Genomic DNA, 24473 nt, shown 5'->3' on the forward strand with positions numbered 1-24473 from the left:
AATCCCTGTGGGAGCGAGCCTGCTCGCGATAGCGGAGTAACATTCAGCATTAATGTTGAATGTTGCGTCCTCATCGCGAGCAGGCTCGCTCCCACAGTGGTTTGTGTCAGGGCGAAAAGTTGCGGTGCGAACGAACTGTTCAAATAATCACCAATTGCCTTGCACCTCTTCTGTCCCTTCTCTACAATTGCGCCCCTTGCTGTGACGGCAGGCACGCATGTGTCTATCGCAAGCAAGTCCATAAGTGTCATTCACTCCTTGTCTGACCGCTTTTGAGCGGCAGGCTACAACCCGTAAGGAGCATTCATGCGTCATTACGAAATCATCTTTTTGGTCCACCCGGATCAAAGCGAGCAAGTCGGCGGCATGGTTGAGCGTTACACCAAGCTGATCGAAGAAGACGGCGGCAAAATCCACCGTCTGGAAGATTGGGGCCGTCGTCAACTGGCCTACGCAATCAACAATGTTCACAAGGCTCACTACGTGATGCTGAACGTTGAGTGCACTGGCAAGGCCCTGGCCGAGCTGGAAGACAACTTCCGCTACAACGATGCAGTGATCCGTAACCTGGTCATCCGTCGCGAAGAAGCCGTTACCGGCCAATCCGAGATGCTCAAGGCTGAAGAAAACCGCAGTGAGCGCCGTGAGCGTCGCGACCGTCCTGAGCACGAAGGCGCTGAAAGCGCTGATAGTGATGACAGCGACAACAGCGATAACGCTGACGAGTAATCCACGGACCTTTTGAGGAGCCTATTACATGGCACGTTTCTTCCGTCGTCGTAAATTCTGCCGCTTCACCGCTGAAGACGTGAAAGAGATCGATTACAAAGATCTCAACACTCTGAAAGCTTACGTATCCGAGACCGGCAAAATCGTTCCAAGCCGCATCACCGGTACCAAAGCACGTTATCAGCGTCAGCTGGCCACCGCTATCAAGCGCGCCCGCTTCCTGGCCCTGCTGGCCTACACCGACAGCCACGGCCGCTGAGACCGGGCAGTCGACACGTAGCAAAGGATTGAAAGCATGCGTGCCTTAGCTGAGTTCATCATGCGCGGCCGTATGCAGGCCACTCTGGTAGTGGCCGGATGCGCAACATTGCCGTTGTTGTATTGGTTGGGTGCTGCCGCCGGATGCCTTGTGCTCCTGCGGCGCGGATTGAAGGACGCCCTTGGCGTACTTGCTCTGGGACTGCTGCCGGCGTTGATCTGGTGGCTTTACTCCGACGACCCACGGGCACTTCTGGTGCTGCTGGGGTCTTCGAGCCTTGCGTTGGTTTTGCGCGCAAGCGAGTCCTGGAATCGCGTGCTGCTGGTCAGCATAGCGATGGGAGTGGTGTTTGCAGTGGTGCTGGGGACAGCTTTTGCTCCCCAAATCGAGATGCTGGCGCAGGCCTTGATAAAGGTCATGCCGTCGCTACTCGGTGATGTCTACCAGAAGTTGTCGGTAGACGAGCAAGCGCATTTTGCGTCCCTGATTGCACCGGTCCTGACCGGCCTGATTGCGGCCTTGTTGCAAATCGTCAGCGTGCTGAGCCTGATTGTCGGGCGCTACTGGCAGGCGTTGTTGTACAACCCGGGTGGTTTTGGTCGCGAGTTTCGCGCCATCCGATTCCCGCTTTTACCAGCGATGTTGCTGCTGGCGTGCATGCTTCTGGGGCCGAACATCGGTCCACAGATGGCCATGTTGACGCCGTTGTGCAGCGTGCCGCTGGTGTTCGCCGGGCTGGCCCTGATTCACGGGCTGGTGGCGCAAAAGCGACTGGGCAGATTCTGGCTGGTGGGGTTGTACGTCACGCTGTTGCTGTTCATGCAGCTGATCTATCCGTTGCTGGTGGTCTTGGCCATCGTCGACAGCCTGATTGATTTTCGCGGTCGTCTGGTGTCGAAAGACCCCGATAACGCGAACGGTGAAGGTTAAAAGTTAAGAGGATTTTCACATGCAACTGATCCTTCTGGAAAAAGTCACCAACCTGGGCAACCTGGGTGACAAAGTGAACGTTAAGGCTGGTTACGGTCGTAACTACCTGCTGCCTTACGGCAAAGCTACCGCTGCGACCCCAGCCAACCTGGCTGCGTTCGAAGAGCGTCGCGCTGAGCTGGAAAAAGCCGCAGCAGACCGTAAAACTTCGGCTGAAAGCCGTGCCGCCCAACTGGCTGAGCTGGAAGTGACTATCACTGCCACCGCTGGTGACGAAGGCAAGCTGTTCGGTTCGATCGGTACTCACGACATCGCTGATGCACTGACCGCCTCTGGCGTTGAAGTTGCTAAAAGCGAAGTTCGTCTGCCGAACGGCACCATCCGCAACGTAGGCGAATTCGACGTAGCCGTGCACCTGCACGCCGAAGTTGAAGCCACCGTACGCGTTGTCGTGGTAGCAGCTTAAGCAGCACTATGTCGGCTGGCACCCTTGGGTGCTTGCCGGTAACATCGGGCACGATCCTGTTTACAGGTCGTGCCCTTTGTCTTTCTGAAACCCCCAATTTCTAGTGGCCATGAACGATATCTCCGCTCCCGAGCAATACGATCTGCAAACCGCTGCCCTGAAGGTGCCGCCGCATTCCATCGAGGCCGAACAGGCCGTGCTCGGTGGTCTGATGCTGGACAACAACGCCTGGGAACGCGTGCTCGATCAAGTCTCCGACGGCGATTTCTACCGGCATGACCACCGCCTGATCTTCCGCGCGATCGCCAAGCTCGCCGACCAGAACTCCCCGATCGACGTCGTGACCCTTGCCGAGCAATTGGACAAGGAAGGTCAGACTTCGCAGGTCGGCGGCCTCGGTTACCTCGGCGAGTTGGCGAAAAACACACCGTCCGTCGCCAACATCAAGGCCTATGCGCAGATCGTCCGCGCGCGGGCGACGCTGCGGCAGCTGATCGGCATCGCTACCGAGATTGCCGACAGCGCCTTCAACCCGGAAGGCCGCACCGCTGAAGAGATTCTCGACGAAGCCGAACGGCAGATCTTCCAGATCGCTGAGGCCCGGCCTAAAACCGGCGGCCCGGTGAGCGTGAATGACCTGCTGACCAAGGCGATCGACCGTATCGACACCCTGTTCAACACCGACAACGCCATCACGGGCTTGTCGACCGGTTACACCGACCTTGATGAAAAGACCAGCGGCCTGCAGCCAGCCGACCTGATCATCGTCGCCGGCCGTCCGTCCATGGGTAAAACCACCTTTGCGATGAACCTGGTGGAAAACGCCGTGCTACGCAGCGACAAGTGCGTGCTGGTGTACTCGCTCGAGATGCCAGGTGAATCGCTGATCATGCGTATGCTCTCGTCCCTCGGCCGTATCGACCAGACCAAGGTCCGTGCCGGTCGCCTGGATGACGACGATTGGCCGCGCCTGACGTCGGCAGTCAACCTGCTTAACGATCGCAAGTTGTTCATCGACGATACGGCGGGTATCAGCCCTTCGGAAATGCGCGCGCGGACCCGGCGTCTGGTGCGTGAACACGGCGATGTCGCCCTGATCATGATCGACTACCTGCAATTGATGCAGATTCCGGGTTCCGGTGGTGACAACCGGACCAACGAGATTTCCGAGATCTCCCGTTCCTTGAAAGCCCTGGCCAAGGAATTCAATTGCCCGGTGGTGGCGTTGTCCCAGCTCAACCGCTCCCTGGAGCAACGACCGAACAAACGCCCGATCAACTCCGACCTCCGGGAATCCGGAGCGATCGAGCAGGATGCCGACGTCATCATGTTCGTGTACCGGGACGAGGTGTATCACCCGGAAACCGAGCACAAAGGCATCGCCGAAATCATTATCGGTAAACAGCGGAACGGCCCGATCGGCACGTCACGACTGGCGTTCATCGGCAAGTACACCCGCTTCGAAAACCTGGCACCGGGTAGCTACAACTTCGACGACGAGTAGCCCGTGTAGGAGCGAGCTTGCTCGCGAAGGACGTCAGGGCGCCGCGTACATCCAGGCAACCCCCGTCATCGTTAGCGACCATCGCGAGCAAGCTCGCTCCTACAGTCGGTTACCCGCAATTTCCGACCATAGCCGTCGGAATTGGTTATTTTTTGTGCTATATTCCGCGCCCGCGATTTTTCATCTCAACACCGGTCATCGTCATGCAAACAGCCAAGCCGTTATTTGACTATCCCAAGTACTGGGCCGAATGTTTCGGTCCAGCGCCATTCCTGCCGATGAGCAGGGAGGAGATGGATCAGCTTGGCTGGGATTCCTGCGACATCATCATCGTCACCGGTGATGCCTACGTTGACCATCCGTCGTTCGGCATGGCGATCATCGGCCGGCTGCTGGAATCCCAGGGCTTCCGCGTCGGGATCATTGCCCAGCCGAACTGGCAGTCCAAAGACGACTTCATGAAGCTCGGCGAGCCGAACCTGTTCTTCGGCGTCGCGGCCGGCAACATGGATTCGATGATCAACCGCTACACCGCCGACAAGAAAATCCGTTCCGATGACGCCTACACCCCTGGTGGCCTGGCGGGCAAACGTCCGGATCGCGCGAGCCTGGTTTACAGCCAGCGCTGCAAGGAAGCCTACAAGAACGTACCAATCGTTCTTGGCGGCATCGAAGCTTCCCTGCGCCGCATCGCCCATTACGATTACTGGCAGGACCGGGTGCGCAACTCGATCCTGATCGACGCCTGCGCCGACATCCTGCTCTACGGCAACGCCGAGCGTGCGATCGTCGAAGTCGCCCAGCGTCTGTCCTACGGTCACAAGATCGAAGACATCACCGACGTGCGCGGCACCGCGTTCATCCGTCGCGATACGCCGAAAGACTGGTACGAAGTCGATTCCACGCGCATCGACCGTCCGGGCAAGATCGACAAGATCATCAACCCGTACGTCAACACCCAAGACACCCAGGCCTGCGCCATCGAGCAGGAAAAGGGCCCGGTTGAGGACCCGAGCGAAGCCAAAGCCGTGCAGATTCTGGCCAGCCCGAAAATGACCCGCGACAAGACCGTGATTCGTCTGCCATCAGTTGAAAAAGTCCGTGGCGACGCGGTTCTTTATGCTCACGCCAACCGCGTGCTGCACTTGGAAACCAACCCGGGCAACGCCCGTGCGCTGGTGCAGAAGCACGGCGAAGTCGATGTCTGGTTCAACCCGCCGCCGATTCCTATGACCACTGAAGAAATGGACTACGTGTTCGGCATGCCTTACGCACGTATCCCGCACCCGGCGTACGGCAAGGAAAAAATCCCGGCCTACGACATGATCCGTTTCTCGGTGAACATCATGCGTGGCTGCTTCGGTGGCTGCACGTTCTGCTCGATCACCGAGCACGAAGGCCGGATCATCCAGAACCGTTCCGAAGAGTCGATCATTCGCGAAATCGAAGAGATCCGCGACAAGGTCCCAGGCTTCACCGGCGTCATTTCCGACCTCGGCGGCCCGACCGCGAACATGTACCGCATTGCCTGCAAGAGCCCGGAAATCGAATCCGCGTGCCGCAAGCCGTCGTGCGTGTTCCCGGGCATTTGCCCGAATTTGAATACCGACCACTCGTCGCTGATCCAGCTGTACCGCAGCGCTCGTGCGTTGCCGGGTGTGAAGAAGATTTTGATCGCGTCCGGCCTGCGTTATGACCTCGCGGTCGAGTCGCCGGAATACGTCAAGGAACTGGTGACCCACCACGTCGGTGGCTACCTGAAGATCGCCCCGGAACACACCGAGGAAGGTCCGCTCAACCAGATGATGAAACCGGGCATTGGCAGCTATGACAAGTTCAAGCGCATGTTCGAGAAGTACTCCAAGGAAGCCGGGAAAGAGCAGTACCTGATTCCGTACTTCATCGCCGCTCACCCGGGCACCACCGACGAAGACATGATGAACCTGGCCCTGTGGCTCAAGGGCAATGGCTTCCGCGCCGACCAGGTGCAGGCGTTCTACCCGTCGCCGATGGCCACCGCCACCGCGATGTACCACTCGGGCAAGAACCCGCTGCGTAAGGTCACTTACAAGAGCGACGCCGTGACCATCGTCAAGAGCGAAGAGCAGCGCCGTCTGCACAAGGCGTTCTTGCGTTACCACGACCCGAAAGGCTGGCCGATGCTGCGTGAAGCGCTGACCCGCATGGGCCGCGCCGACCTGATCGGGCCGGGCAAGAACCAATTGATCCCGCTGCATCAGCCGGCAACCGACAGCTACCAAAGCGCCCGTCGCAAGAACTCGACGCCGGCCGGCAGCCATAAAGTGGCTGGGGAAAAGACCACCAAGATCCTGACCCAGCACACTGGCCTGCCACCGCGTGCCAGCGATGGCGGCAACCCGTGGGACAAGCGCGAACAGGCCAAGGCTGCGGCATTCGCCCGCAACCAGCAGGCGGCCAAGGAGCGCAAGGATGCGGCCAAAGGCAAGGGGCCGAAGCCTGCGCGCAAGCCGGTTGTTCCGCGCTAAGCCTCGATTGAGCTGAACAAAACGCCAACCTTCGGGTTGGCGTTTTGCGTTTCTGGATCGGTGATCACCTGTGGCGAGGGAGCTTGCTCCCGCTCGGCTGCGAAGCAGTCGCAAACCCGGCTAGCGCGTTTCAATGGAAGGAACTCATTGCCTGATTCAGGGCCGCTTCGCGCCCCAACGGGAGCAAGCTCCCTCACCACAATGGCCACGTACACCCACTCCCTCGCCACAAATACGTGCAACTCCCCCAAACCAATTTCCCGCATCGCCCGATTTTGGTGCTGTACTGCCTCAAGCAACCGGAGAAAGCGCCAGCGCCACTGGATGGCATAAGTCTTGCGCGCTTTCGAATACGCTCAAGGCTCGCAGGAGGCACGCCGTGTCGATTCATGTCGCATTGCACCACGTCACGCATTACCGCTACGACCGCGCCGTCGAGCTCGGGCCGCAAATTGTTCGCCTGCGCCCGGCCGCCCACAGTCGCACGCGGATACTGTCGTACGCGCTGAAAGTATCGCCCGAGCAGCATTTCATCAACTGGCAGCAAGACCCCCAGGGCAATTACCTGGCGCGGTTGGTGTTCCCTGAAAAAACCGATGAGCTGCGGATCGAAGTCGATCTGCTGGCCGAAATGGCGGTGTTCAATCCGTTCGACTTCTTCCTGGAGCCTTACGCGGAAAAGATCCCGTTCGCCTACGCCGCGGACGAGCGCAAGGAGTTGGCGCCGTATCTGGAAACCTTGCCCCTGACGCCGACATTCAAGGCGTATCTGGACGGCATCGACCGCACGCCGCTGCCGAGCGTGGATTTCCTGGTGGCGCTCAACCAGCGCCTGAGCGAAGACATTGGCTACCTGATCCGCATGGAACCGGGCGTGCAGACGCCCGAACACACCCTTGAACATGCCTCCGGCTCCTGCCGCGACTCGGCGTGGCTGCTGGTGCAATTGCTGCGCAACCTTGGGCTGGCGGCGCGTTTCGTCTCTGGCTACCTGATTCAACTCACCGCCGACGTCAAAAGTCTCGACGGCCCTTCAGGCACTGAAGTTGATTTCACTGACCTGCATGCCTGGTGCGAGGTCTATTTGCCGGGGGCCGGCTGGATCGGCCTGGACGCGACGTCGGGGCTGTTTGCTGGTGAAGGACATATTCCGTTGGCGTGTAGTCCCGATCCGGGCTCTGCGGCACCGATCAGTGGCCTGGTGGAACCGTGCGAGTGCGAATTCACCCACGAAATGTCCGTGGAGCGGATTTGGGAGGCGCCGCGGGTCACCAAGCCCTACACCGAAGATCAATGGCTGGCGATCCAGGCACTGGGCCGGCAGATCGATGCCGACCTGCTGGAAGGCGACGTACGCCTGACCATGGGCGGCGAGCCGACCTTCGTCTCCATCGACGATCCGGACGGCGCCGAATGGAACACCGCCGCGCTCGGGCCGGACAAGCGTCGCCTGTCCGCCGAACTGTTCCAGCGCATGCGCAAGCGTTACGCGCCCAAGGGCCTGGTGCATTTCGGTCAAGGCAAGTGGTACCCCGGCGAGCAACTGCCGCGCTGGTCGCTGAACTGTTACTGGCGCCGCGACGGCGTGCCGATCTGGCACAACAGCGCGCTGATTGCCGATGAGCAGGAAGACTACGGCGCCGATGGCGAGCTGGCCGGGCGCTTTTTGGCGAGTGTCGCCGAACGCCTGAAAATTCCGACACGTTTTGTGTTCCCGGCCTACGAAGACAATTTCTATTACCTCTGGCGCGAAGGCACGTTGCCGCAGAATGTCAGCGCCGAAGACTCACGCCTGGAAGAACCGCTGGAGCGTGCGCGTCTGCGTAAAGTCTTCAGTCAGGGGCTGGATAAAGTGATCGGCCAGGTCCTGCCGCTGGCCCGCACCGCCAAGGGCGATCAGTGGCAAAGCGGTCGCTGGTACCTGCGCGACGAGCACTGTCGACTGGTGCCAGGGGATTCGCCGCTGGGTTATCGCTTGCCCCTGGGTTCGCAGCCATGGGTGAAGGCCGCCGAGTACCCGTTCATCTATCCCAACGACCCCAACCAGGAATTCCCGGCGCTTCCAGACACTCCGCAGCTGAACAGCCCCGGAGCACCGGCCGAAGCGGTCGAGCGGGATCTGGAGGTCGACGAATCCGCCGACTGGCTGACGCGCACCGCATTCTGCGCCGAGGCTCGCGAAGGGCGCTTGTACCTGTTCATGCCGCCGCTGGAGCGGGTCGAGGATTATCTGGAGCTGGTCACCGCGATCGAGGCCACGGCTCAGGAGCTGCATTGCCCGGTGTTGCTGGAAGGCTATGAGCCGCCGAGCGATCCGCGTCTGAGCAACTTCCGCATCACCCCGGATCCGGGCGTGATCGAGGTTAACGTGCAGCCATCCTCGACCTGGGACGAACTGGTCGAACGCACCGAGTTTCTCTACGAAGAAGCGCGCCAGACGCGACTGACCACCGAGAAATTCATGATCGACGGCCGACACACCGGCACCGGCGGCGGTAACCATTTCGTACTGGGCGGCGCGACACCGGCTGACTCACCGTTTCTGCGCCGTCCGGATTTGCTGCGCAGCCTGATCAGCTACTGGCATAACCATCCGTCCTTGTCCTACCTGTTTTCCGGGCTGTTCATAGGCCCCACGTCCCAGGCACCGCGCGTCGATGAAGCACGCAATGATGCGCTGTACGAGCTGGAAATCGCCTTTGCACAAATGCCTGAACCGGGCGAAGAGTGCGCGCCATGGCTGGTGGATCGGTTGTTGCGCAACCTGCTGATCGACGTGACCGGCAACACCCACCGCGCCGAGTTCTGCATCGACAAGCTTTATTCACCGGACGGCGCGACGGGGCGCCTGGGCTTGCTGGAGTTGCGTGCCTTTGAAATGCCACCGCATGCGCGCATGAGTCTGGCGCAACAGTTGTTGCTGCGAGCGCTGGTCGCGCGATTCTGGCGCGAGCCTTATGCGCCGCCGAAACTGGCGCGCTGGGGCACTGAATTGCACGACCGGTTCCTGTTGCCGCACTTTATCGAGCAGGATTTCGCCGACGTCATCGTTGATCTCAACGCCTCGGGTTACCCGGTGCGGGCCGAGTGGTTTGCCGCACATCTGGAATTCCGTTTTCCCAAGGTCGGCGATTACGCGGTCAGCGGCATCGAACTGGAGGTGCGTCAGGCGCTCGAGCCGTGGCATGTGCTGGGCGAGGAGGGCGCCGTCGGCGGCACGGTACGGTATGTGGATTCGTCCCTTGAGCGTTTGCAGGTCAAGCTCACCGGCCTGCCACCGCAACGTTATTTGCTGACCTGCAACGGCGTCCCGGTGCCCTTGCAGCCCACCGGGCGGGTTGGCGAATTCGTGGCCGGCGTGCGTTTCCGCGCCTGGCAGCCGGCCAATTGCCTGCAACCGACCATTCCCGTCCACGCGCCGCTGGTGTTCGACCTGCTCGACACCTGGATGCAGCGTTCGCTGGGTGGCTGTCAGTACCACGTCGCCCATCCGGGCGGGCGCAACTATGACAGCTTGCCGGTGAACGCCAATGAAGCCGAAAGTCGGAGGATGGCGCGTTTCTTCCGCATCGGACACAGCCCAGGGAAACTTCCTATACCGATTCTGGAAATTAACGACGAGCTACCGATGACTCTCGATTTGCGACGTTTCTAAACCGTACGCGACGCTCGGATTTTTCGTCTATCCGGGCGTCATGAGCCTGCGTTAGTCTGACCGTTCCTTGCTGTCTGCCGAGCTTTCCATGCCTGACCTGCTAGACCGCTACCCGCTGACGGCGGGCACTTATCACGAACTGCTCGACGACAGCGGTGCGGTGCGCCCGCACTGGCGTCGACTGTTCGACCAGTTGCAACGCAGCACGCCCGCGCAGTTGGTGCAGCGTCAGGCACTGCTGACCCGGCAGATTCAGGAAAACGGCGTGACCTACAACGTCTACGCCGACCCCAAGGGCGCGGACCGACCGTGGGAACTGGACCTGCTGCCGCATGTGATCGCCGCTGATGAGTGGGCGCTGTTGTCAGCCGGGATCGCGCAGCGGGCGCGTCTGTTGAATGCCGTACTGGCGGATTTGTACGGGCCGCAGCGGTTGATTGCTGAAGGCCTGCTGCCGGCAGAACTGGTGTTCGGTCACAACAATTTCCTCTGGCCCTGTCAGGGCATCACGCCGCCCGAGGGGGCCTTTCTGCATCTGTATGCCGTGGATCTGGCGCGCACGCCCGACGGGCGCTGGTGGGTCACGGCGGATCGGACTCAAGCACCGTCCGGCGCCGGTTACGCCCTGGAAAACCGCACGATCGTGTCCCGGGCCTTTCCCGAGTTGTACCGCGACTTGAAGGTGCAACATTTGGCGGGGTTCTTCCGCACGCTGCAGGAAACCCTGGCCCGTCAGGCACCGAGCGATGATGAAGTGCCGCTGATCGTGCTGCTGACGCCGGGGCGTTTCAACGAAAGCTATTTCGAACACCTGTATCTGGCGCGGCAGCTCGGTTATCCACTGGTGGAAGGTGGCGACCTCACGGTGCGCGATGCCACGGTTTATCTGAAAACCTTGAGCGGCCTGCGCCGGGTCCACGCGATCATGCGCCGGCTCGACGATGACTTCTGCGACCCGCTGGAACTGCGTACCGATTCGGCGCTCGGTGTGCCGGGCCTGCTTGAAGCCGTGCGGCAGGGACGCGTGCTGGTGGCCAACGCACTCGGCAGCGGCGTTCTGGAATCGCCGGGACTGCTGGGCTTCCTGCCGAGGATCAATCAATTCCTGTTTGGTGAAGAGCTGATCCTGCCCTCCATCGCCACATGGTGGTGCGGCGAAGCGCCGGTGCTGGCCCAGGCCTTGGAAAAGCTGCCGGAGCTGCTGATCAAACCGGCGTTTCCGTCACAGAGCTTCGCGCCGGTGTTTGGCCGCGATTTGAGCGAAAAACAGCGTCAGGCGCTATCCGAGCGCATGCAGGCGCGACCTTACGCCTATGTGGCGCAAGAACTGGCGCAATTGTCCCAGGCGCCGATCTGGCAGACTGAAGACGGTCAGTTACAACCTCGGGCCATCGGTATGCGCGTGTATGCGGTGGCCAGTCGTGACGGCTATCGGGTTCTGCCCGGTGGTTTGACCCGGGTTGCCGCGCAAGCCGACGCCGAAGTGGTGTCGATGCAACGCGGCGGCGCAAGCAAGGACACTTGGGTGCTCGGGGATCGGCCACCCAGCGGCGAACAGTGGAAAGCCCAGCGCAGCATCGGTGTGCACGACCTGGTGCGGCGCGATCCGTATCTGCCGTCGCGGGTCGTGGAGAACCTGTTCTGGTTCGGCCGTTACTGTGAGCGATGCGATGACAGCGCGCGGTTGCTGCGGATCATGCTGGCGCGCTATGTCGATGGTGACGACCCGCAAGCTCTGGAGGCGGCTGTCGAGCTGGGCGAGCGGTTGATGTTGTTGCCTGATGAAGGTGAATTGCCTGAACGGTTGTTGGCGGCGCTGCTCGGCGATGACTGGCCGTTCAGCCTGCGTTCCAACCTGCAGCGCTTGCAGTGGGCGGCTTCGCAGGTGCGCGGCAAGCTCTCGCGGGAAAACTGGCAGGCGCTGGTGGAGTTGCAACGCGAGGCTATCGAGCTGGAAACCGAAGAACCGGATTTCGGTGAGCTGCTGGATTTCCTCAACCGTCTGGTGATGTCGCTGGCGGCGCTGTCGGGTTTTGCCCTCGACGACATGACACGGGACGAAGGCTGGCGCTTCCTGATGATCGGCCGGCGGATCGAGCGCCTGCAATTTCTCAGCGGCAGCCTGGCGGCGTTCCTGCGCGGCAGCGGAGCCTTCGATCAGGCCGGGCTGGAATGGCTGCTGGAACTGGGCAACAGCAGCATCACCTATCGCTCGCGGTATCTGGCGGTGGCGCAATTGATCCCCGTGCTGGACTTGTTGTTGCTCGATGAGCAGAACCCGCACGCGGTGCTGTTCCAACTGAAACTGGTGACCCGCACCCTCAAACGCTTGAACGATGATTTCGGTGTGCCGCGCGAAGCGGGTCTGCCGCAATTGGTGGAGCGGCTGGCGCGCTTCGATCTGGGGTGCCTGGAGAATTCGCTGTTCGGCGAAGCCAGCGTCCGTGCCGCCATTGATGGGCTGGCCGATCTGCTGCAAGAGATCGCCGACGCCAGCGGACAAGTGTCGGATCGTCTGGCGTTGCGCCATTTCGCCCATGTCGACGATGTCAGCCAGCGCACGGTGTCCGTCTGATGAGCGCCCGTTACCAAATTTTCCATGACACCCATTATCACTACGACAGCCCGGTGTCCCTCGCCCAGCAATTGGCGCACCTGTGGCCGCGAACGTGTGCCTGGCAGCACTGCATCGAGCAGCAATTGCAGATCAGCCCCGACCCGACATCGCGCCGGGACGAGCTGGATGTGTTTGGCAACCCGCTGACCCGGCTGGCATTCGAGCGGCCGCACGATGAGCTATTGGTCAACGCCCGGCTCACCGTCGAAGTGCTGTCCCGGCCAACGCTGGATTTCAATCAATCTCCGGCCTGGGAAGAAACCCGCAACGCACTGACCTATAGCAGTCAGCCGCTTTCTCCTGAATTGCTGGAAGCTTGCCGTTACCGGTTCGAATCGCCCTATGTGCATCTGAAGCGCAACTTCGTCGAGTTCTCGGAAAGTTGTTTCCCGGCGGGCCGTCCACTGTTGCTCGGCGTTCAGGCGCTGATGGAGAAAATCTTCAGCGAGTTCACCTTCGACGCCGAAGCGACGCAGGTGGCAACGCCGCTGGTGGAAGTGCTGGAGCGCCGGCGCGGGGTTTGCCAGGACTTCGCTCACCTGATGCTCGCTTGCGTGCGTTCCCGTGGGTTGGCGGCTCGTTACATCAGCGGTTACCTGCTGACTCAGCCACCGCCCGGCCAGCCACGCCTGATCGGTACTGACGCCTCGCATGCCTGGGTTTCGGTTTTTTGCCCGGTGCTGGGCTGGGTGGATTTCGATCCGACCAACAATGTGCAGCCGGCGCTGGAACACATCACCCTGGCCTGGGGGCGGGATTTTTCCGATGTCTCGCCGTTGCGGGGGGTGATTCTGGGGGGCGGTAATCACGACCCGGAAGTCCGCGTCACCGTAATGCCATTGGACTGACAAGATCCCTTGTAGGAGCGAGCTTGCTCGCGATGGACGTCAACGATGACGCGTCCTGTCTGGAAAAACGCGCTGTCTTCGATACCTTCGCGAGTAAGCTCGCTCCTACACACAGATCCGGTGGGCCTGATCAGATCATCGGGCCCTGAGGGTCTCAGGCGTCGGGCGCCTGATCTTTCGGTGCTTCAACATCACTTTCTGCGGCCACTTCACCGTCTGTTTCCGGGTTCAGTGCGGCGGCTTCTTCTTCAGCTGTAGCTTTCTTGCGCTGAAGCTTTTCCTCTTTCTTCTGCTCCTTGGCCAAGTCTCTCTGACGTTTGGCGAAGGAATAATTAGGTTTAGCCATGGGCGATCCTCTGGGGTCGAAGGTGAGGTTGAGCGGCGCATATTCTGCCCTGTATCGGTGCCGAGCCGTTAGCTGGGTTTTTGCTCTGTCCACTTTGGCACCACGGTCGGCTGCCAGGCATCCAGCGCGTCGAGCAGGGTTTGCGGCGATTCGCTCACTTGCAGCATGTCACGGTGTGCTTCGCGAACGAAGCCTTCGCCGACGATATGATCAAGAAAACCGGTCAATTTGCTGTAGAAACCGTTCACTTCCAGCAGTCCCAGCGGTTTGCCGTGGTAGCCGAGCTGGCCCCAGGTCCAGACTTCGAACAGTTCTTCCAGAGTGCCCAGGCCGCCGGGCAGTGCGATAAACGCGTCGCTGAGCTCGGCCATCCGCGCCTTTCGCGCATGCATGCCGTCGACCACTTCCAGACGAGTCAGGCCGCTGTGGCCGATTTCCTTGTCCTTGAGGCCTTGCGGGATGATCCCGATCACCTCACCGCCGGCCGCCAGTGCGGCATCGGCCACAACCCCCATCAGCCCGACGGCGCCGCCGCCATAGACCAGGGTCAGCTTGCGCTCGGCCAATGCTCGCCCGAGGGCGACAGCCGCTTCACGATAAGCCGGATTGGTGCCGGTGCTGGCACCGCAAAATACACAAACGGATGCTAAAGACATGCCTTACTCCAGGGTCAGGATGGCCACAGAGTAAAGGCAGAGGCGCGGCGCTCCAAGGTCTAAACTTCGCGCTGGGACGTTTCACAGGTGCCACTGGCGCCACAGGCGTAGGCGGCGAGCAAACTGCACAAAAAGCTGTTGATGGACATGACAGACGCTCCGGATAAATGCTGATGACCTGATGATAGGGCCGCCCTAGACGTCTGGCTGGTAGATTGTTTCGATAGGTGTCATAGCTCTAAAGTTGTATACAATTTTTGATTCAGGTCATAGGAACTTGCGAAGTTTTCAGGCAGTCTTCTGTCCATTCGCACTTTTGTTAACCCTGCCTTGGAGATTCACCATGTTTGCCAAACTTGTTGCGGTATCCCTGCTGACACTGGCCAGCAGTCAATTGATGGCTGCCGAGTGCAAGACGACCATCGACTCCACAGACCAAATGTCCTTCAACACCAAGGCCATTGAAATCGACAAAAGCTGCAAGACCTTCACCGTTGAACTGACCCACTCCGGCAACCTGCCGAAAAACGTGATGGGCCATAACTGGGTGCTGAGCAAAGAGGCTGACATGCAGCCGATCGCCACTGACGGCCTGGCGGCCGGTATCGACAAGAACTACCTGAAGGAAGGTGATGCGCGCGTTATCGCCCACACCAAAATCATCGGTGCCAAGGAAACCGACTCGGTGACTTTCGATGTGTCGAAGCTTGATGCTGCCGAGAAATACGGCTTCTTCTGCTCGTTCCCGGGCCACATCTCGATGATGAAAGGCACGGTTACGCTGAAATAAGCGAATCGGGCTCATAAAAAAAGCGTCCACTTGGGACTAATGCCGGTCAGTTAAGCAGATTTGTAGGAGCGAGCTTGCTCGCGATGGACTTCAAGGCGACGCGTTTATCCAGAAAATACGCGTTATCGTTAACGTCCATCGCGAGCAAGCTCGCTCCTACAGGGGGCAGCTTTCGCCTAACTGATCGGCATTATCCACTTGGGACGCTTTTTTGTGCCTGACGTTTGACCGTGTAATCGTTCATCGCCAGCAAGCCGGCTCCTACAAGGGTTGTGTCTTTCCGGAATGACGGGAACGACCTCACATTGTAGGCGCCGGCTTGCTGGCGATGACGTCGGTACAAACACCGCCTAATTCACGGCGCAAACGGCATCACTCGCTTGTGATGGGTCTTTTTGTACGTATCGCAAATGATCTTGAACGCTTCTTCACGCACCGGCTCACCGTGCAGGAACGCGTCGATCTCGGCGTAGGTCACGCCGTGGGACGCTTCGTCCGGTTTGCCTGGCGACAGGTCTTCCAGGTCGGCGGTCGGGATTTTTTCCACCAGCGATTCCGGCGCGCCGAAACTGCGGGCTATGGCCCGGACCTGGTTTTTCACCAGGCCGCTCAACGGCGCCAGGTCGCAAGCACCGTCACCGAACTTGGTGAAGAAACCCATCACCGCTTCTGCCGCGTGGTCGGTGCCGATCACCAGGCCATGAGCCGCGCCGGCGATGGTGTACTGGGCGACCATGCGCATCCGCGCCTTGGTGTTGCCGAGGACGAAATCCACCGACAACGCGTGCTTGCCTTCGAAGGCTGCCACTTCATTGGCCAGGGATTTGACCGCGGGGCCGATGTTCACGGTGTGACGCTCGTCCGGCTTGATGAAATCCACCGAAGCCTGTGCGTCGTGTTCATCGAACTGGGTTTCGTACGGCAGGCGCACGGCGATGAACTTGTAGTGGTCATCACCGGTGCGGGTGCGCAGTTCACGCATGGCGCGCTGGGCCAGCAGGCCGGCGGTCAGGGAATCGACTCCGCCGCTGATGCCGAGCACCAGGGTCTTGAGCCCGGAATTGACCAGGCAATCCTGGATGAAGGTAATGCGCCGGGCGATTTCCGCCTCAAGGGCGGCCTTGTCGGCGAATGGTGGTTGAACCTTGAGCTGCTCAGCAATCTCACGCTGTACGGCTTGCATGAATTCACTCCTTGCTTGGTGTGCTGGAAAGGGCGGCAGGAACTTTGAAAACGTGTCGCAAATAGGCGACGAAATTCGGGTCTTTGCAGTGAGTCTTGCCAGGCTCGTCGGAGATCTTTGCCACCGGTTGGCCGTTGCAGGCCGCCATTTTAAGCACGATGCTCATCGGTTCAACACCCGGAATATCGCACGTCAGGTTGGTGCCGATACCGAAGCTGACATTGATCCGACCGCGTAATGCGCGAAATATTTCCAGCGACTTGGGCAGCGTCAGACTGTCGGAGAACGTCAGGGTCTTGCTCATCGGGTCGATGCCCAGCTTTTGATAGTGGGCGATCGCCTTTTCTGCCCAGATCACCGGATCCCCGGAGTCATGGCGCAGACCGTCGAAGAGCTTGGCGAAGTACAGGTCGAAGTCGTTGAGGAAGGCGTCCATGGTGATGCAGTCAGTCAAGGCGATCCCCAGCAGGCCGCGGTATTCGCGGACCCAGCAATCAAGGGCGGCAATCTGGCTTTCGATCAGTCGCGGACCGAGTTGCTGGTGGGCCATGATCCATTCGTGGGCCATGGTGCCCAGCGGTTTCATGTCCAGTTCCCGGGACAAATGCACGTTGCTGGTGCCGACGAAACGTCCAGGGAAATCGTGCTTGAGCACGTTCACCACTTCTTCCTGCACGCGGTAGGAAAAACGACGGCGGGTGCCGAAATCGGCTACTTGCAATTCGGACAATTCGTCGCTGTTGGCGTTGGCGGTCAGCCAGTCGAACTTGCGATAAAGCTGCTCGCGCGCCTGCTCGAGGACGATGTCCCGGTAGCGATAGCGGTTGCGCACTTCGCTGACGATGGACAGCAGCGGCACTTCAAAAAGAATCACATGCAGCCACGGCCCGCGCAGGCGGATAAACAGCTCGCCGTTTTCGATGCCGGTGTGGACGTAGCGCAGGTTGAAGCGGAACAACCCGAGGAAGCGCAGGAAATCCGGCTTCATGAAGCTGATGCGCTCCATGAAACTCAACTGGTCGGCGGTCAGGCTCAACTCGGCGAGGCGCTCGATCTGGAAGCGGATTTCCGCCAGGTACGGGCGCAGGTCTTCACTGTTGCGGCAACGAAACTCCCATTCGACTTCCACATTGGGGTAGTTGTGCAGTACCGCCTGCATCATCGTCAGTTTGTAGAAGTCGGTGTCGAGCAGGTTCTGCACGATGCGATCGGCAAACACACTCTCGCTCATAACGGGGTTCTCCAGGCTGGCCGCGGCCTGTGGCGGCGACGTTGCAGCTGTTTCAATGAATGGAGGCTGCCGGTTTTTGGGGCCGCTTCGCGACCCAACTGGGCGGTGCGGCGTTCCGACAAGCCCCCTCGCCACAGGTGTTGTGTCATATGTCAATTTTGCGGCGCATCCGGGCTATCAATCTGCTCCAGCATCCACTTCACAAAATCCCTCACCTTGGGCACTTCCGCCGAATGCTCCGGGTACGCCAGGTAATAGGCGTCGGAACTGGGCATCGCATGCTGCCAGGGTATGACCAGTTTGCCGTCGGCCAATTCCTCTTCCACCAGAAACCGCGGCAACAACGCCACGCCGCAGCCGACCTGCGCGGCGCGGATGCACATGTAGAAGGTCTCGAAGCGCGGCCCGTGGTAGCTGTGTTCGGTGTGGTAACCCTGACTGTCGAACCAGTCGTGCCAGGCCTGCGGTCGGGAGGCGTTTTGCAGCAGGACCAGGTCGGTGAGTTGGGTGGGATCGGTGAACGGTGTAGCCGGCAGGCTGCCCGGTGCACACACGGGAACAAGCTCTTCACCGAACAGCTTCAGGCATTCGGTGCGGGGCCGTGAGCCCTGGCCGAAATAGAACGCCAGATCGCTGCGACCTTGCAGCAGGTCATCGGCTTCCTGCTCGCTGCACAAGTCCAGATGGATCGATGGGTGACGCAGGCGCCAACCTTTCAAGCGGGGTACCAACCAGCGGGCGCCGAAGGTCGGAGGGGTCGAGACGCGCAGGACTTCGGTTTCCCCGCCGTAGGAACGCAGGTAGTGGGTCGACATCTCGACTTGCGTGAGGATTTTTCGTACCTCAACCAGGTACAAATCACCGGCCGGGGTCATTTGCAGGCGTCGACGCACCCGGCGGAACAACAGGTGCTGCAACAATTCTTCCAGTTGCGCGACCTGTTTGCTGACCGCGCTCTGGGTCAGGTTCAGCTCTTCGGCCGCCCGTGTGAAGCTCAAATGCCGGGTCACGGCCTCGAAACACTGCAGCGCGGTGATCGACGGCAGGTAACGTTTATTCAGCATGGGTTGTCCTTTTTCTTGTTTCTTTCTGACCAGCAATTCGCAGCATGAATAAACGGAATGATATCTCTCTTAAAGGTCGTTTGTTGGGTAACCTCCGGCGAGCTAAAACTACAGGTCTGATCAGTCGTGATTTTCCGGCTGCACGTTTTGTGTTTTTTGCTCGAGGAGTGACCCATGGTTGCCGCATTGCTTGATCGTCTTGGTGTGAACCCGGCCCTGTACCAGAACGGCAAAGTGCCGGTGCATTCGCCGATCGATGGCAGCAGGATCGCCTCTGTGAACTGGGAAGGCGCCGCTGAAGTCGAGCAGCACATCAGTCGCGCAGATCATGCGTTCGAATTGTGGCGCAAGGTCCCGGCCCCGCGCCGTGGCGAGCTGGTGCGTCAACTGGGCGACATCCTGCGTGAATACAAGGCCGACCTCGGCGAGCTGGTGTCCTGGGAAGCCGGCAAGATCACTCAGGAAGGCCTGGGTGAAGTTCAGGAAATGATCGACATCTGCGACTTTGCGGTCGGTCTGTCCCGTCAGCTGTACGGTTTGACCATCGCCTCCGAGCGTCCTGGCCACCACATGCGCGAAACCTGGCACCCGCTGGGCATCGTTGGCGTGATCAGCGCGTTCAACTTCCCGGTGGCCGTCTGGGCCTGGAACACCACACTGGCGCTGGTCTGCGGTAACCCAGTGATCTGGAAGCCATCGGAGAAAACCCCGCTGACCGCACTTGCCTGCCAGGCGTTGTTCGACCGTGTACTGAAAAACTTCAGCGATGCACCTCCGCACCTGAGCCAAGTCATCATCGGCGGCCGCGATGCCGGCGAAGCGCTGGTCGATGACCCGCGTGTCGCGCTGATCAGCGCTACCGGCAGCACCCGCATGGGCCGCGAAGTGGCGCCGAAAATCGCCGCACGTTTTGCGCGCAGCATTTTGGAGTTGGGCGGCAACAACGCCATGATTCTCGGCCCAAGCGCCGACCTGGACATGGCCGTTCGCGCCATCCTGTTCAGCGCCGTCGGCACCGCCGGTCAGCGTTGCACCACGTTGCGTCGCCTGATCGCTCACGAATCGGTGAAAGAAGAAATCGTCACCCGCCTGAAGGCCGCTTACTCCAAAGTGCGCATCGGCAATCCGCTGGAAGGCAACCTGATCGGCCCGTTGATCGACAAACACAGCTTCGACAACATGCAGGACGCGCTGGAGCAGGCCTTGAGCGAAGGCGGCCGGGTCTTTGGCGGCAAGCGTCAGCTGGAAGACAAATACCCGAACGCTTACTACGTCTCGCCGGCCATCGTTGAAATGCCGGAGCAGAGCGACGTGGTCTGCCACGAAACCTTCGCGCCGATCCTGTACGTGGTCGGTTACAAGGACTTCGACGAAGCCCTGCGCCTGAACAACGCCGTGCCACAAGGCCTGTCCTCGTGCATCTTCACCACCGACGTGCGTGAAGCCGAGCAGTTCATGTCGGCGGTGGGCAGCGACTGCGGCATCGCCAACGTCAACATCGGCCCGAGCGGTGCGGAAATCGGCGGGGCGTTTGGTGGCGAGAAAGAGACGGGCGGTGGTCGTGAGTCGGGCTCCGATGCATGGCGCGGGTACATGCGCCGCCAGACCAACACCGTGAACTACTCGCTGGAGTTGCCGTTGGCGCAGGGTATTACGTTCGACTGATCGGTGATCCCCCTGTAGGAGCGAGCTTGCTCGCGATGAACGTCAACGATGACGCGGGTTTGCTGTTTAAACGCGTTGCCCCGACGTTTTTCGCGAGCAAGCTCGCTCCTACAGTTAAATGGTGTGATGGTTAGGTTTCTGTTGGAGTCTGGCAATGCCGTTACGCGAAGAGTGTCTGTGGGAAAAACTGACGCCGCAAAGGCCTGATAACGCGGCGCTCAAGGGTGAAGTAACGGTCGATGTCTGCGTCATCGGCGCCGGTTTCACCGGTCTGTCGGCGGCGGTGCATCTGCTGGAACAAGGCAAAACGGTGTGCGTGCTGGAAGCCCATCGCGCCGGCCATGGCGGTTCGGGGCGCAACGTCGGGCTGGTCAATGCCGGCATGTGGATTCCACCGGACGACATCGAAGCCGGGTTCGGTGAAGCGGTCGGCAGTCAGCTCAATCGCATGCTGGGGGCGGCACCTTCGTTGGTGTTCAGCCTTGTGGACAAGTACAACATCGATTGCCAGTTACGCCGCGAAGGCACGCTGCACATGGCGCATAACGCCCGTGGTGAAGCGGATCTGCGCAGTCGTGAGGAACAATGGAAGCGTCGCGGTGCACCGGTCGAACTGTTGACCGGTCAAGCCTGCGAACAGGCAACCGGCACCAAGAAGATCGCCGCCGCACTGCTTGATCGGCGTGCTGGCACGATCAATCCGATGGCGTACACCACGGGGCTGGCCAAAGCGGCCATCGGTCTCGGTGGTCAGTTGTTCGATCATTCGCCCGTGACTCGACTCGAACGTCAGGGTCAGAAGTGGTCAGTGCAGACCGCACAGGGTTCGGTGCTCGCCGAGCAGGTGGTCATCGCCTCCAACGCTTACACCGAAGGCGACTGGACGGAGCTTCGGCGCAATTTCTTCCCCGGTTATTACTATCAGGTGGCTTCGGTGCCGCTGACTGAAGACTCTGCACAGCAAATCTTGCCCGGTGGCCAGGGTTCCTGGGATACACGGCAGGTTCTCAGCAGCATTCGTCGCGATAAAGACGGGCGCCTGTTGCTCGGCAGTCTGGGTAATGGCAATCAGAAGCCGACCTGGTTCCTCAAGGCCTGGGCCGATCGGGTTCAGCAGCACTATTTCCCTTACCTCAAACCGGTGGAATGGGAGTGCACCTGGACCGGTTGTATCGCCTTCACCCCCGATCACTTGATGCGCCTGTTCGAGCCAGCGCCCGGTTTAGTGGCAGTCACTGGTTACAACGGTCGGGGCGTGACCACTGGCACTGTAGTCGGCAAAGCCTTTGCCGATTATTTGTGTAACGGAAATCCTCAGGCACTGCCGATTCCCTTCGCGCCCATGCAGCCACTGGCTGGGGTGGGACTGCGTAGCTGTCTGTATGAAGCGGGATTTTCGCTGTATCACGCGGGCCAGTGCTTGCGGGTCGTGATTTGATTGTTGAAATTTGTTGCGGGGGGCGGCGCTTTTCGGCGCAGCGACTAGCCTGTAAAAGGTGCGGGTTGTAGCAGTACCGCACCAGCAGTGTGCACTTCGGTGACGCACGTTGTTACAGGCTGGTTGCACGTCGTTTGGCGCTGCGGTTGCAATGATGGCGCATGTGGGTTGCGCCTTTAAAAATAAATGGTTTCACCTTCCGCGGTTTAGACGGTTGCACGCCCAATGAAAATGGGCTCGAAACAGTCGAAAAAACAATAATGCAGCGACTTTTTTCAGAATAAAAAACCGATGGCACGGCCCTTGCTCTGAGCATTCAGAGAAGTCGCAGTGCCAACTAAAAAAAACCTTGGAGCACCACCTCATGTCCCAGACGTTTTACAAGAAAGGCTTTCTGGCCCTCGCAGTGGCAACTGCGCTGGGTGTTTCTGCGTTTGCACAGGCTGACGTAAAAATCGGTGTTGCGGGTCCTATGACAGGCGCCAACGCGGCATTTGGCGAGCAGTACATGAAGGGTGCACAGGCAGCGGCCGATGCGGTCAACGCAGCGGGCGGCGTCAACGGGGAAAAAATCGTACTGGTCAAGGGCGATGACGCCTGCGAACCGAAACAGGCTGTGACGGTCGCCAAGGACCTGACCAACCAGAAAGTGGCGGGCGTGGTCGGTCACTTCTGCTCCTCGTCGACCATTCCGGCCTCCGAGATCTACGACGAAGCGGGCATCATCGCAATCACCCCGGGATCCACCAACCCGGCGGTTACCGAACGTGGTCTGAGCGCCATGTTCCGTATGTGCGGGCGTGACGACCAGCAAGGCATCGTGGCCGGTGACTACATCGTCGACGTGCTCAAAGGCAAGAAAGTCGTGGTTCTGCACGACAAAGACACCTATGGTCAAGGTCTGGCGGATGCCACCAAGGCTCAGCTGTCCAAGCGCGGCGTAACGCCGGTACTGTACGAAGGTCTGACCCGTGGCGAGAAAGACTTTAGCGCCGTGGTGACCAAAATCCGTGCAGCCGGTGCCGATGTCGTCTATTTCGGCGGCCTGCACCCGGAAGCCGGTCCACTGGTTCGCCAACTGCGTGAACAAGGCCTCAAGGACGTCAAATTCATGTCCGATGATGGCATCGTGACTGACGAACTGGTCACCACCGCTGGTGGCCCTCAATTCGTCGACGGCGTACTGATGACCTTCGGCGCTGACCCGCGCATGCTTCCAGACAGCAAGACCGTGGTAGATACCTTCCGCAAGGCTGGCACCGAGCCAGAAGGCTACACCCTGTACGCCTACGCTTCGGTTCAGACCCTGGCGGCTGCTTTCAACGGCGCCAAGTCCAACAGCGGCGAAAAAGCGGCCGAGTGGCTGAAGAAAAACCCGGTTAAAACCGTGATGGGCGAGAAGACCTGGGACGCCAAGGGCGACCTGAAAGTCTCCGACTACGTGGTTTATCAGTGGGACAAGGATGGCAAATACCACCAACTGGAAAAACAGAAGTGATATGAGCTGCTGATCTACCCGGTGCCTTGTGTACCGGGTAGTCAACCAACATGTCCGTGCAGTACCTGTCTTTTCTCGTAGAGCTGCACACAACCGTGTTGCGCGGGTGGCTGAACCCCGGTCCGTCGCACCCGGCTTCTGTGCAGTCTCTCAAATGCGTGAGATTGCGTTATGGATGGTATTTTTCTGCAGCAACTGGTCAACGGCCTGACCCTCGGGTCGGTCTATGGCCTGATCGCCATCGGCTACACAATGGTCTATGGCATCATCGGCATGATCAACTTCGCCCATGGTGAGGTTTACATGATCTCCGCTTACCTCGCGGCGATCAGTCTGGCTCTGCTGGCATACTTCGGTATTGAATCCTTCCCTCTGCTGATGCTTGGCACACTGGTCTTCACCATCATCGTCACGGCGGTGTATGGCTGGGTCATCGAGCGTGTCGCCTACAAACCCCTGCGTAACTCCACCCGACTGGCACCGCTGATCAGCGCCATCGGTATTTCGTTGATCCTGCAAAACTATGCACAGATCGCCCAGGGCGCCCGGCAACAAGGCGTACCGACTTTGCTGACCGGTGCTTGGCGAGTGGAAGTCGGAAGCGGCTTCGTCCAGCTCACCTACACCAAGATCTTCATTCTGGTCGCCGCATTCGCCGGTATGGCCCTGCTGACCTACGTCATCAAGTACACCAAGCTCGGCCGCATGTGCCGCGCCACCCAGCAAGACCGCAAGATGGCCTCGATCCTGGGGATCAACACCGACCGCGTGATTTCCTACGTGTTCATCATCGGTGCGGCAATGGCGGCTCTGGCCGGCGTGCTGATTACCATGAACTACGGCACGTTCGACTTCTACGCAGGCTTCGTCATCGGCATCAAGGCGTTCACCGCAGCGGTACTCGGCGGGATCGGCTCGCTGCCTGGCGCGATGCTCGGCGGGATCATCCTCGGGATTTCCGAGTCGCTGTTCTCGGGTCTGGTCAACTCGGACTACAAAGACGTTTTCAGCTTCTCGCTGCTCGTTCTCGTTCTGGTCTTTCGGCCCCAAGGCCTGCTCGGCCGTCCTCTTGTGTCGAAGGTGTAAG

Annotated in this window: 19 protein-coding genes; 14 read left to right on the plus strand and 5 right to left on the minus strand. The window is 59.9% G+C overall.

The annotated features are described in order from the left end of the window. Nucleotides 1-306 precede the first annotated feature (306 nt). From rpsF to ACA066_RS02725, 9 genes are all read left to right on the plus strand, one after another. Nucleotides 307-729 carry a 30S ribosomal protein S6 gene (gene rpsF, locus ACA066_RS02685; RefSeq protein WP_003217491.1) on the plus strand — a complete coding sequence of 141 codons (423 nt, stop codon included), beginning with the start codon at nucleotides 307-309 and terminating at the stop codon, nucleotides 727-729. 28 nt (nucleotides 730-757) lie between these two features. Further along, the gene (rpsR, locus tag ACA066_RS02690; RefSeq protein ID WP_002551829.1) at nucleotides 758-988 is read left to right on the plus strand and encodes a 30S ribosomal protein S18; all 231 of its coding nucleotides are present in this window, start codon (nucleotides 758-760) and stop codon (nucleotides 986-988) included. A 36-nt stretch (nucleotides 989-1024) separates the two neighbouring features. Then, entirely contained in the window at nucleotides 1025-1918 is an 894-nt protein-coding gene (locus ACA066_RS02695) for a hypothetical protein (RefSeq protein WP_497698021.1), read from the plus strand. 19 nt (nucleotides 1919-1937) lie between these two features. Then, complete coding sequence (rplI, locus tag ACA066_RS02700) at nucleotides 1938-2384, plus strand: 50S ribosomal protein L9 (RefSeq protein WP_008035347.1); 447 nt, start codon at nucleotides 1938-1940, stop codon at nucleotides 2382-2384. Between the two features lie 109 nt (nucleotides 2385-2493). Beyond that, nucleotides 2494-3888: a replicative DNA helicase gene (dnaB, locus tag ACA066_RS02705; RefSeq protein WP_017336265.1), complete on the plus strand. Its 1395-nt coding sequence runs from the start codon at nucleotides 2494-2496 to the stop codon at nucleotides 3886-3888. 203 nt (nucleotides 3889-4091) lie between these two features. Continuing rightward, a complete protein-coding gene (locus tag ACA066_RS02710) occupies nucleotides 4092-6395 on the plus strand; it encodes a YgiQ family radical SAM protein (RefSeq protein WP_497698022.1) in 2304 nt (767 codons plus the stop codon). A 379-nt stretch (nucleotides 6396-6774) separates the two neighbouring features. Continuing rightward, on the plus strand, nucleotides 6775-10050 hold the full coding sequence (locus ACA066_RS02715) for a transglutaminase family protein (RefSeq protein WP_497698023.1): 3276 nt from the start codon (nucleotides 6775-6777) through the stop codon (nucleotides 10048-10050). 88 nt (nucleotides 10051-10138) lie between these two features. Continuing rightward, nucleotides 10139-12625 carry a circularly permuted type 2 ATP-grasp protein gene (locus tag ACA066_RS02720; protein ID WP_497698024.1) on the plus strand — a complete coding sequence of 829 codons (2487 nt, stop codon included), beginning with the start codon at nucleotides 10139-10141 and terminating at the stop codon, nucleotides 12623-12625. After that, nucleotides 12625-13515, plus strand: coding sequence for a transglutaminase family protein (locus tag ACA066_RS02725; RefSeq protein ID WP_497698025.1), 891 nt, complete (start codon nucleotides 12625-12627; stop codon nucleotides 13513-13515). The genes ACA066_RS02720 and ACA066_RS02725 overlap by 1 nt, the downstream gene beginning before the upstream one ends. 154 nt (nucleotides 13516-13669) lie before the next feature. Here ACA066_RS02725 and ACA066_RS02730 read toward each other — a convergent pair whose 3' ends face one another. After that, on the minus strand, nucleotides 13670-13861 hold the full coding sequence (locus ACA066_RS02730; RefSeq protein WP_017336270.1) for a hypothetical protein: 192 nt from the start codon (nucleotides 13859-13861) through the stop codon (nucleotides 13670-13672). 68 nt (nucleotides 13862-13929) lie between these two features. Next, nucleotides 13930-14517 (minus strand): cytokinin riboside 5'-monophosphate phosphoribohydrolase, encoded by a 588-nt coding sequence (locus ACA066_RS02735; RefSeq protein ID WP_497698026.1) that lies wholly within the window; start codon nucleotides 14515-14517, stop codon nucleotides 13930-13932. Nucleotides 14518-14860: 343 nt separating this feature from the next. Here ACA066_RS02735 and azu point away from each other — a divergent pair, with 343 nt between their 5' ends. After that, nucleotides 14861-15307 carry an azurin gene (gene azu, locus ACA066_RS02740; RefSeq protein WP_214380421.1) on the plus strand — a complete coding sequence of 149 codons (447 nt, stop codon included), beginning with the start codon at nucleotides 14861-14863 and terminating at the stop codon, nucleotides 15305-15307. A gap of 355 nt (nucleotides 15308-15662) precedes the next feature. Here azu and nadE read toward each other — a convergent pair whose 3' ends face one another. The 3 genes from nadE to ACA066_RS02755 form a co-directional block, all read right to left on the minus strand. Next, a complete protein-coding gene (nadE, locus tag ACA066_RS02745) occupies nucleotides 15663-16490 on the minus strand; it encodes an NAD(+) synthase (protein WP_497698027.1) in 828 nt (275 codons plus the stop codon). A 4-nt stretch (nucleotides 16491-16494) separates the two neighbouring features. Further along, the gene (gene pncB / locus ACA066_RS02750; protein WP_497698028.1) at nucleotides 16495-17721 is read right to left on the minus strand and encodes a nicotinate phosphoribosyltransferase; all 1227 of its coding nucleotides are present in this window, start codon (nucleotides 17719-17721) and stop codon (nucleotides 16495-16497) included. Between the two features lie 152 nt (nucleotides 17722-17873). Continuing rightward, entirely contained in the window at nucleotides 17874-18785 is a 912-nt protein-coding gene (locus ACA066_RS02755; RefSeq protein ID WP_497698029.1) for a LysR family transcriptional regulator, read from the minus strand. A gap of 174 nt (nucleotides 18786-18959) precedes the next feature. On the opposite strand from ACA066_RS02755, the gene amaB reads away from it, so the two are divergent. The 4 genes from amaB to ACA066_RS02775 all read left to right on the plus strand — a co-directional run bounded on the left by amaB (nucleotide 18960) and on the right by ACA066_RS02775 (nucleotide 24472). Further along, entirely contained in the window at nucleotides 18960-20450 is a 1491-nt protein-coding gene (gene amaB, locus ACA066_RS02760; RefSeq protein ID WP_497698030.1) for an L-piperidine-6-carboxylate dehydrogenase, read from the plus strand. A gap of 154 nt (nucleotides 20451-20604) precedes the next feature. Then, a complete protein-coding gene (amaA, locus tag ACA066_RS02765) occupies nucleotides 20605-21888 on the plus strand; it encodes an L-pipecolate oxidase (protein ID WP_497698031.1) in 1284 nt (427 codons plus the stop codon). Between the two features lie 364 nt (nucleotides 21889-22252). Further along, complete coding sequence (locus tag ACA066_RS02770) at nucleotides 22253-23386, plus strand: ABC transporter substrate-binding protein (RefSeq protein WP_497698032.1); 1134 nt, start codon at nucleotides 22253-22255, stop codon at nucleotides 23384-23386. A 171-nt stretch (nucleotides 23387-23557) separates the two neighbouring features. Continuing rightward, nucleotides 23558-24472: an ABC transporter permease subunit gene (locus tag ACA066_RS02775; RefSeq protein ID WP_008035385.1), complete on the plus strand. Its 915-nt coding sequence runs from the start codon at nucleotides 23558-23560 to the stop codon at nucleotides 24470-24472. The last annotated feature ends 1 nt before the right edge of the window (nucleotide 24473 follow it).

Source organism: Pseudomonas sp. LBUM1651 (genome assembly GCF_059716135.1).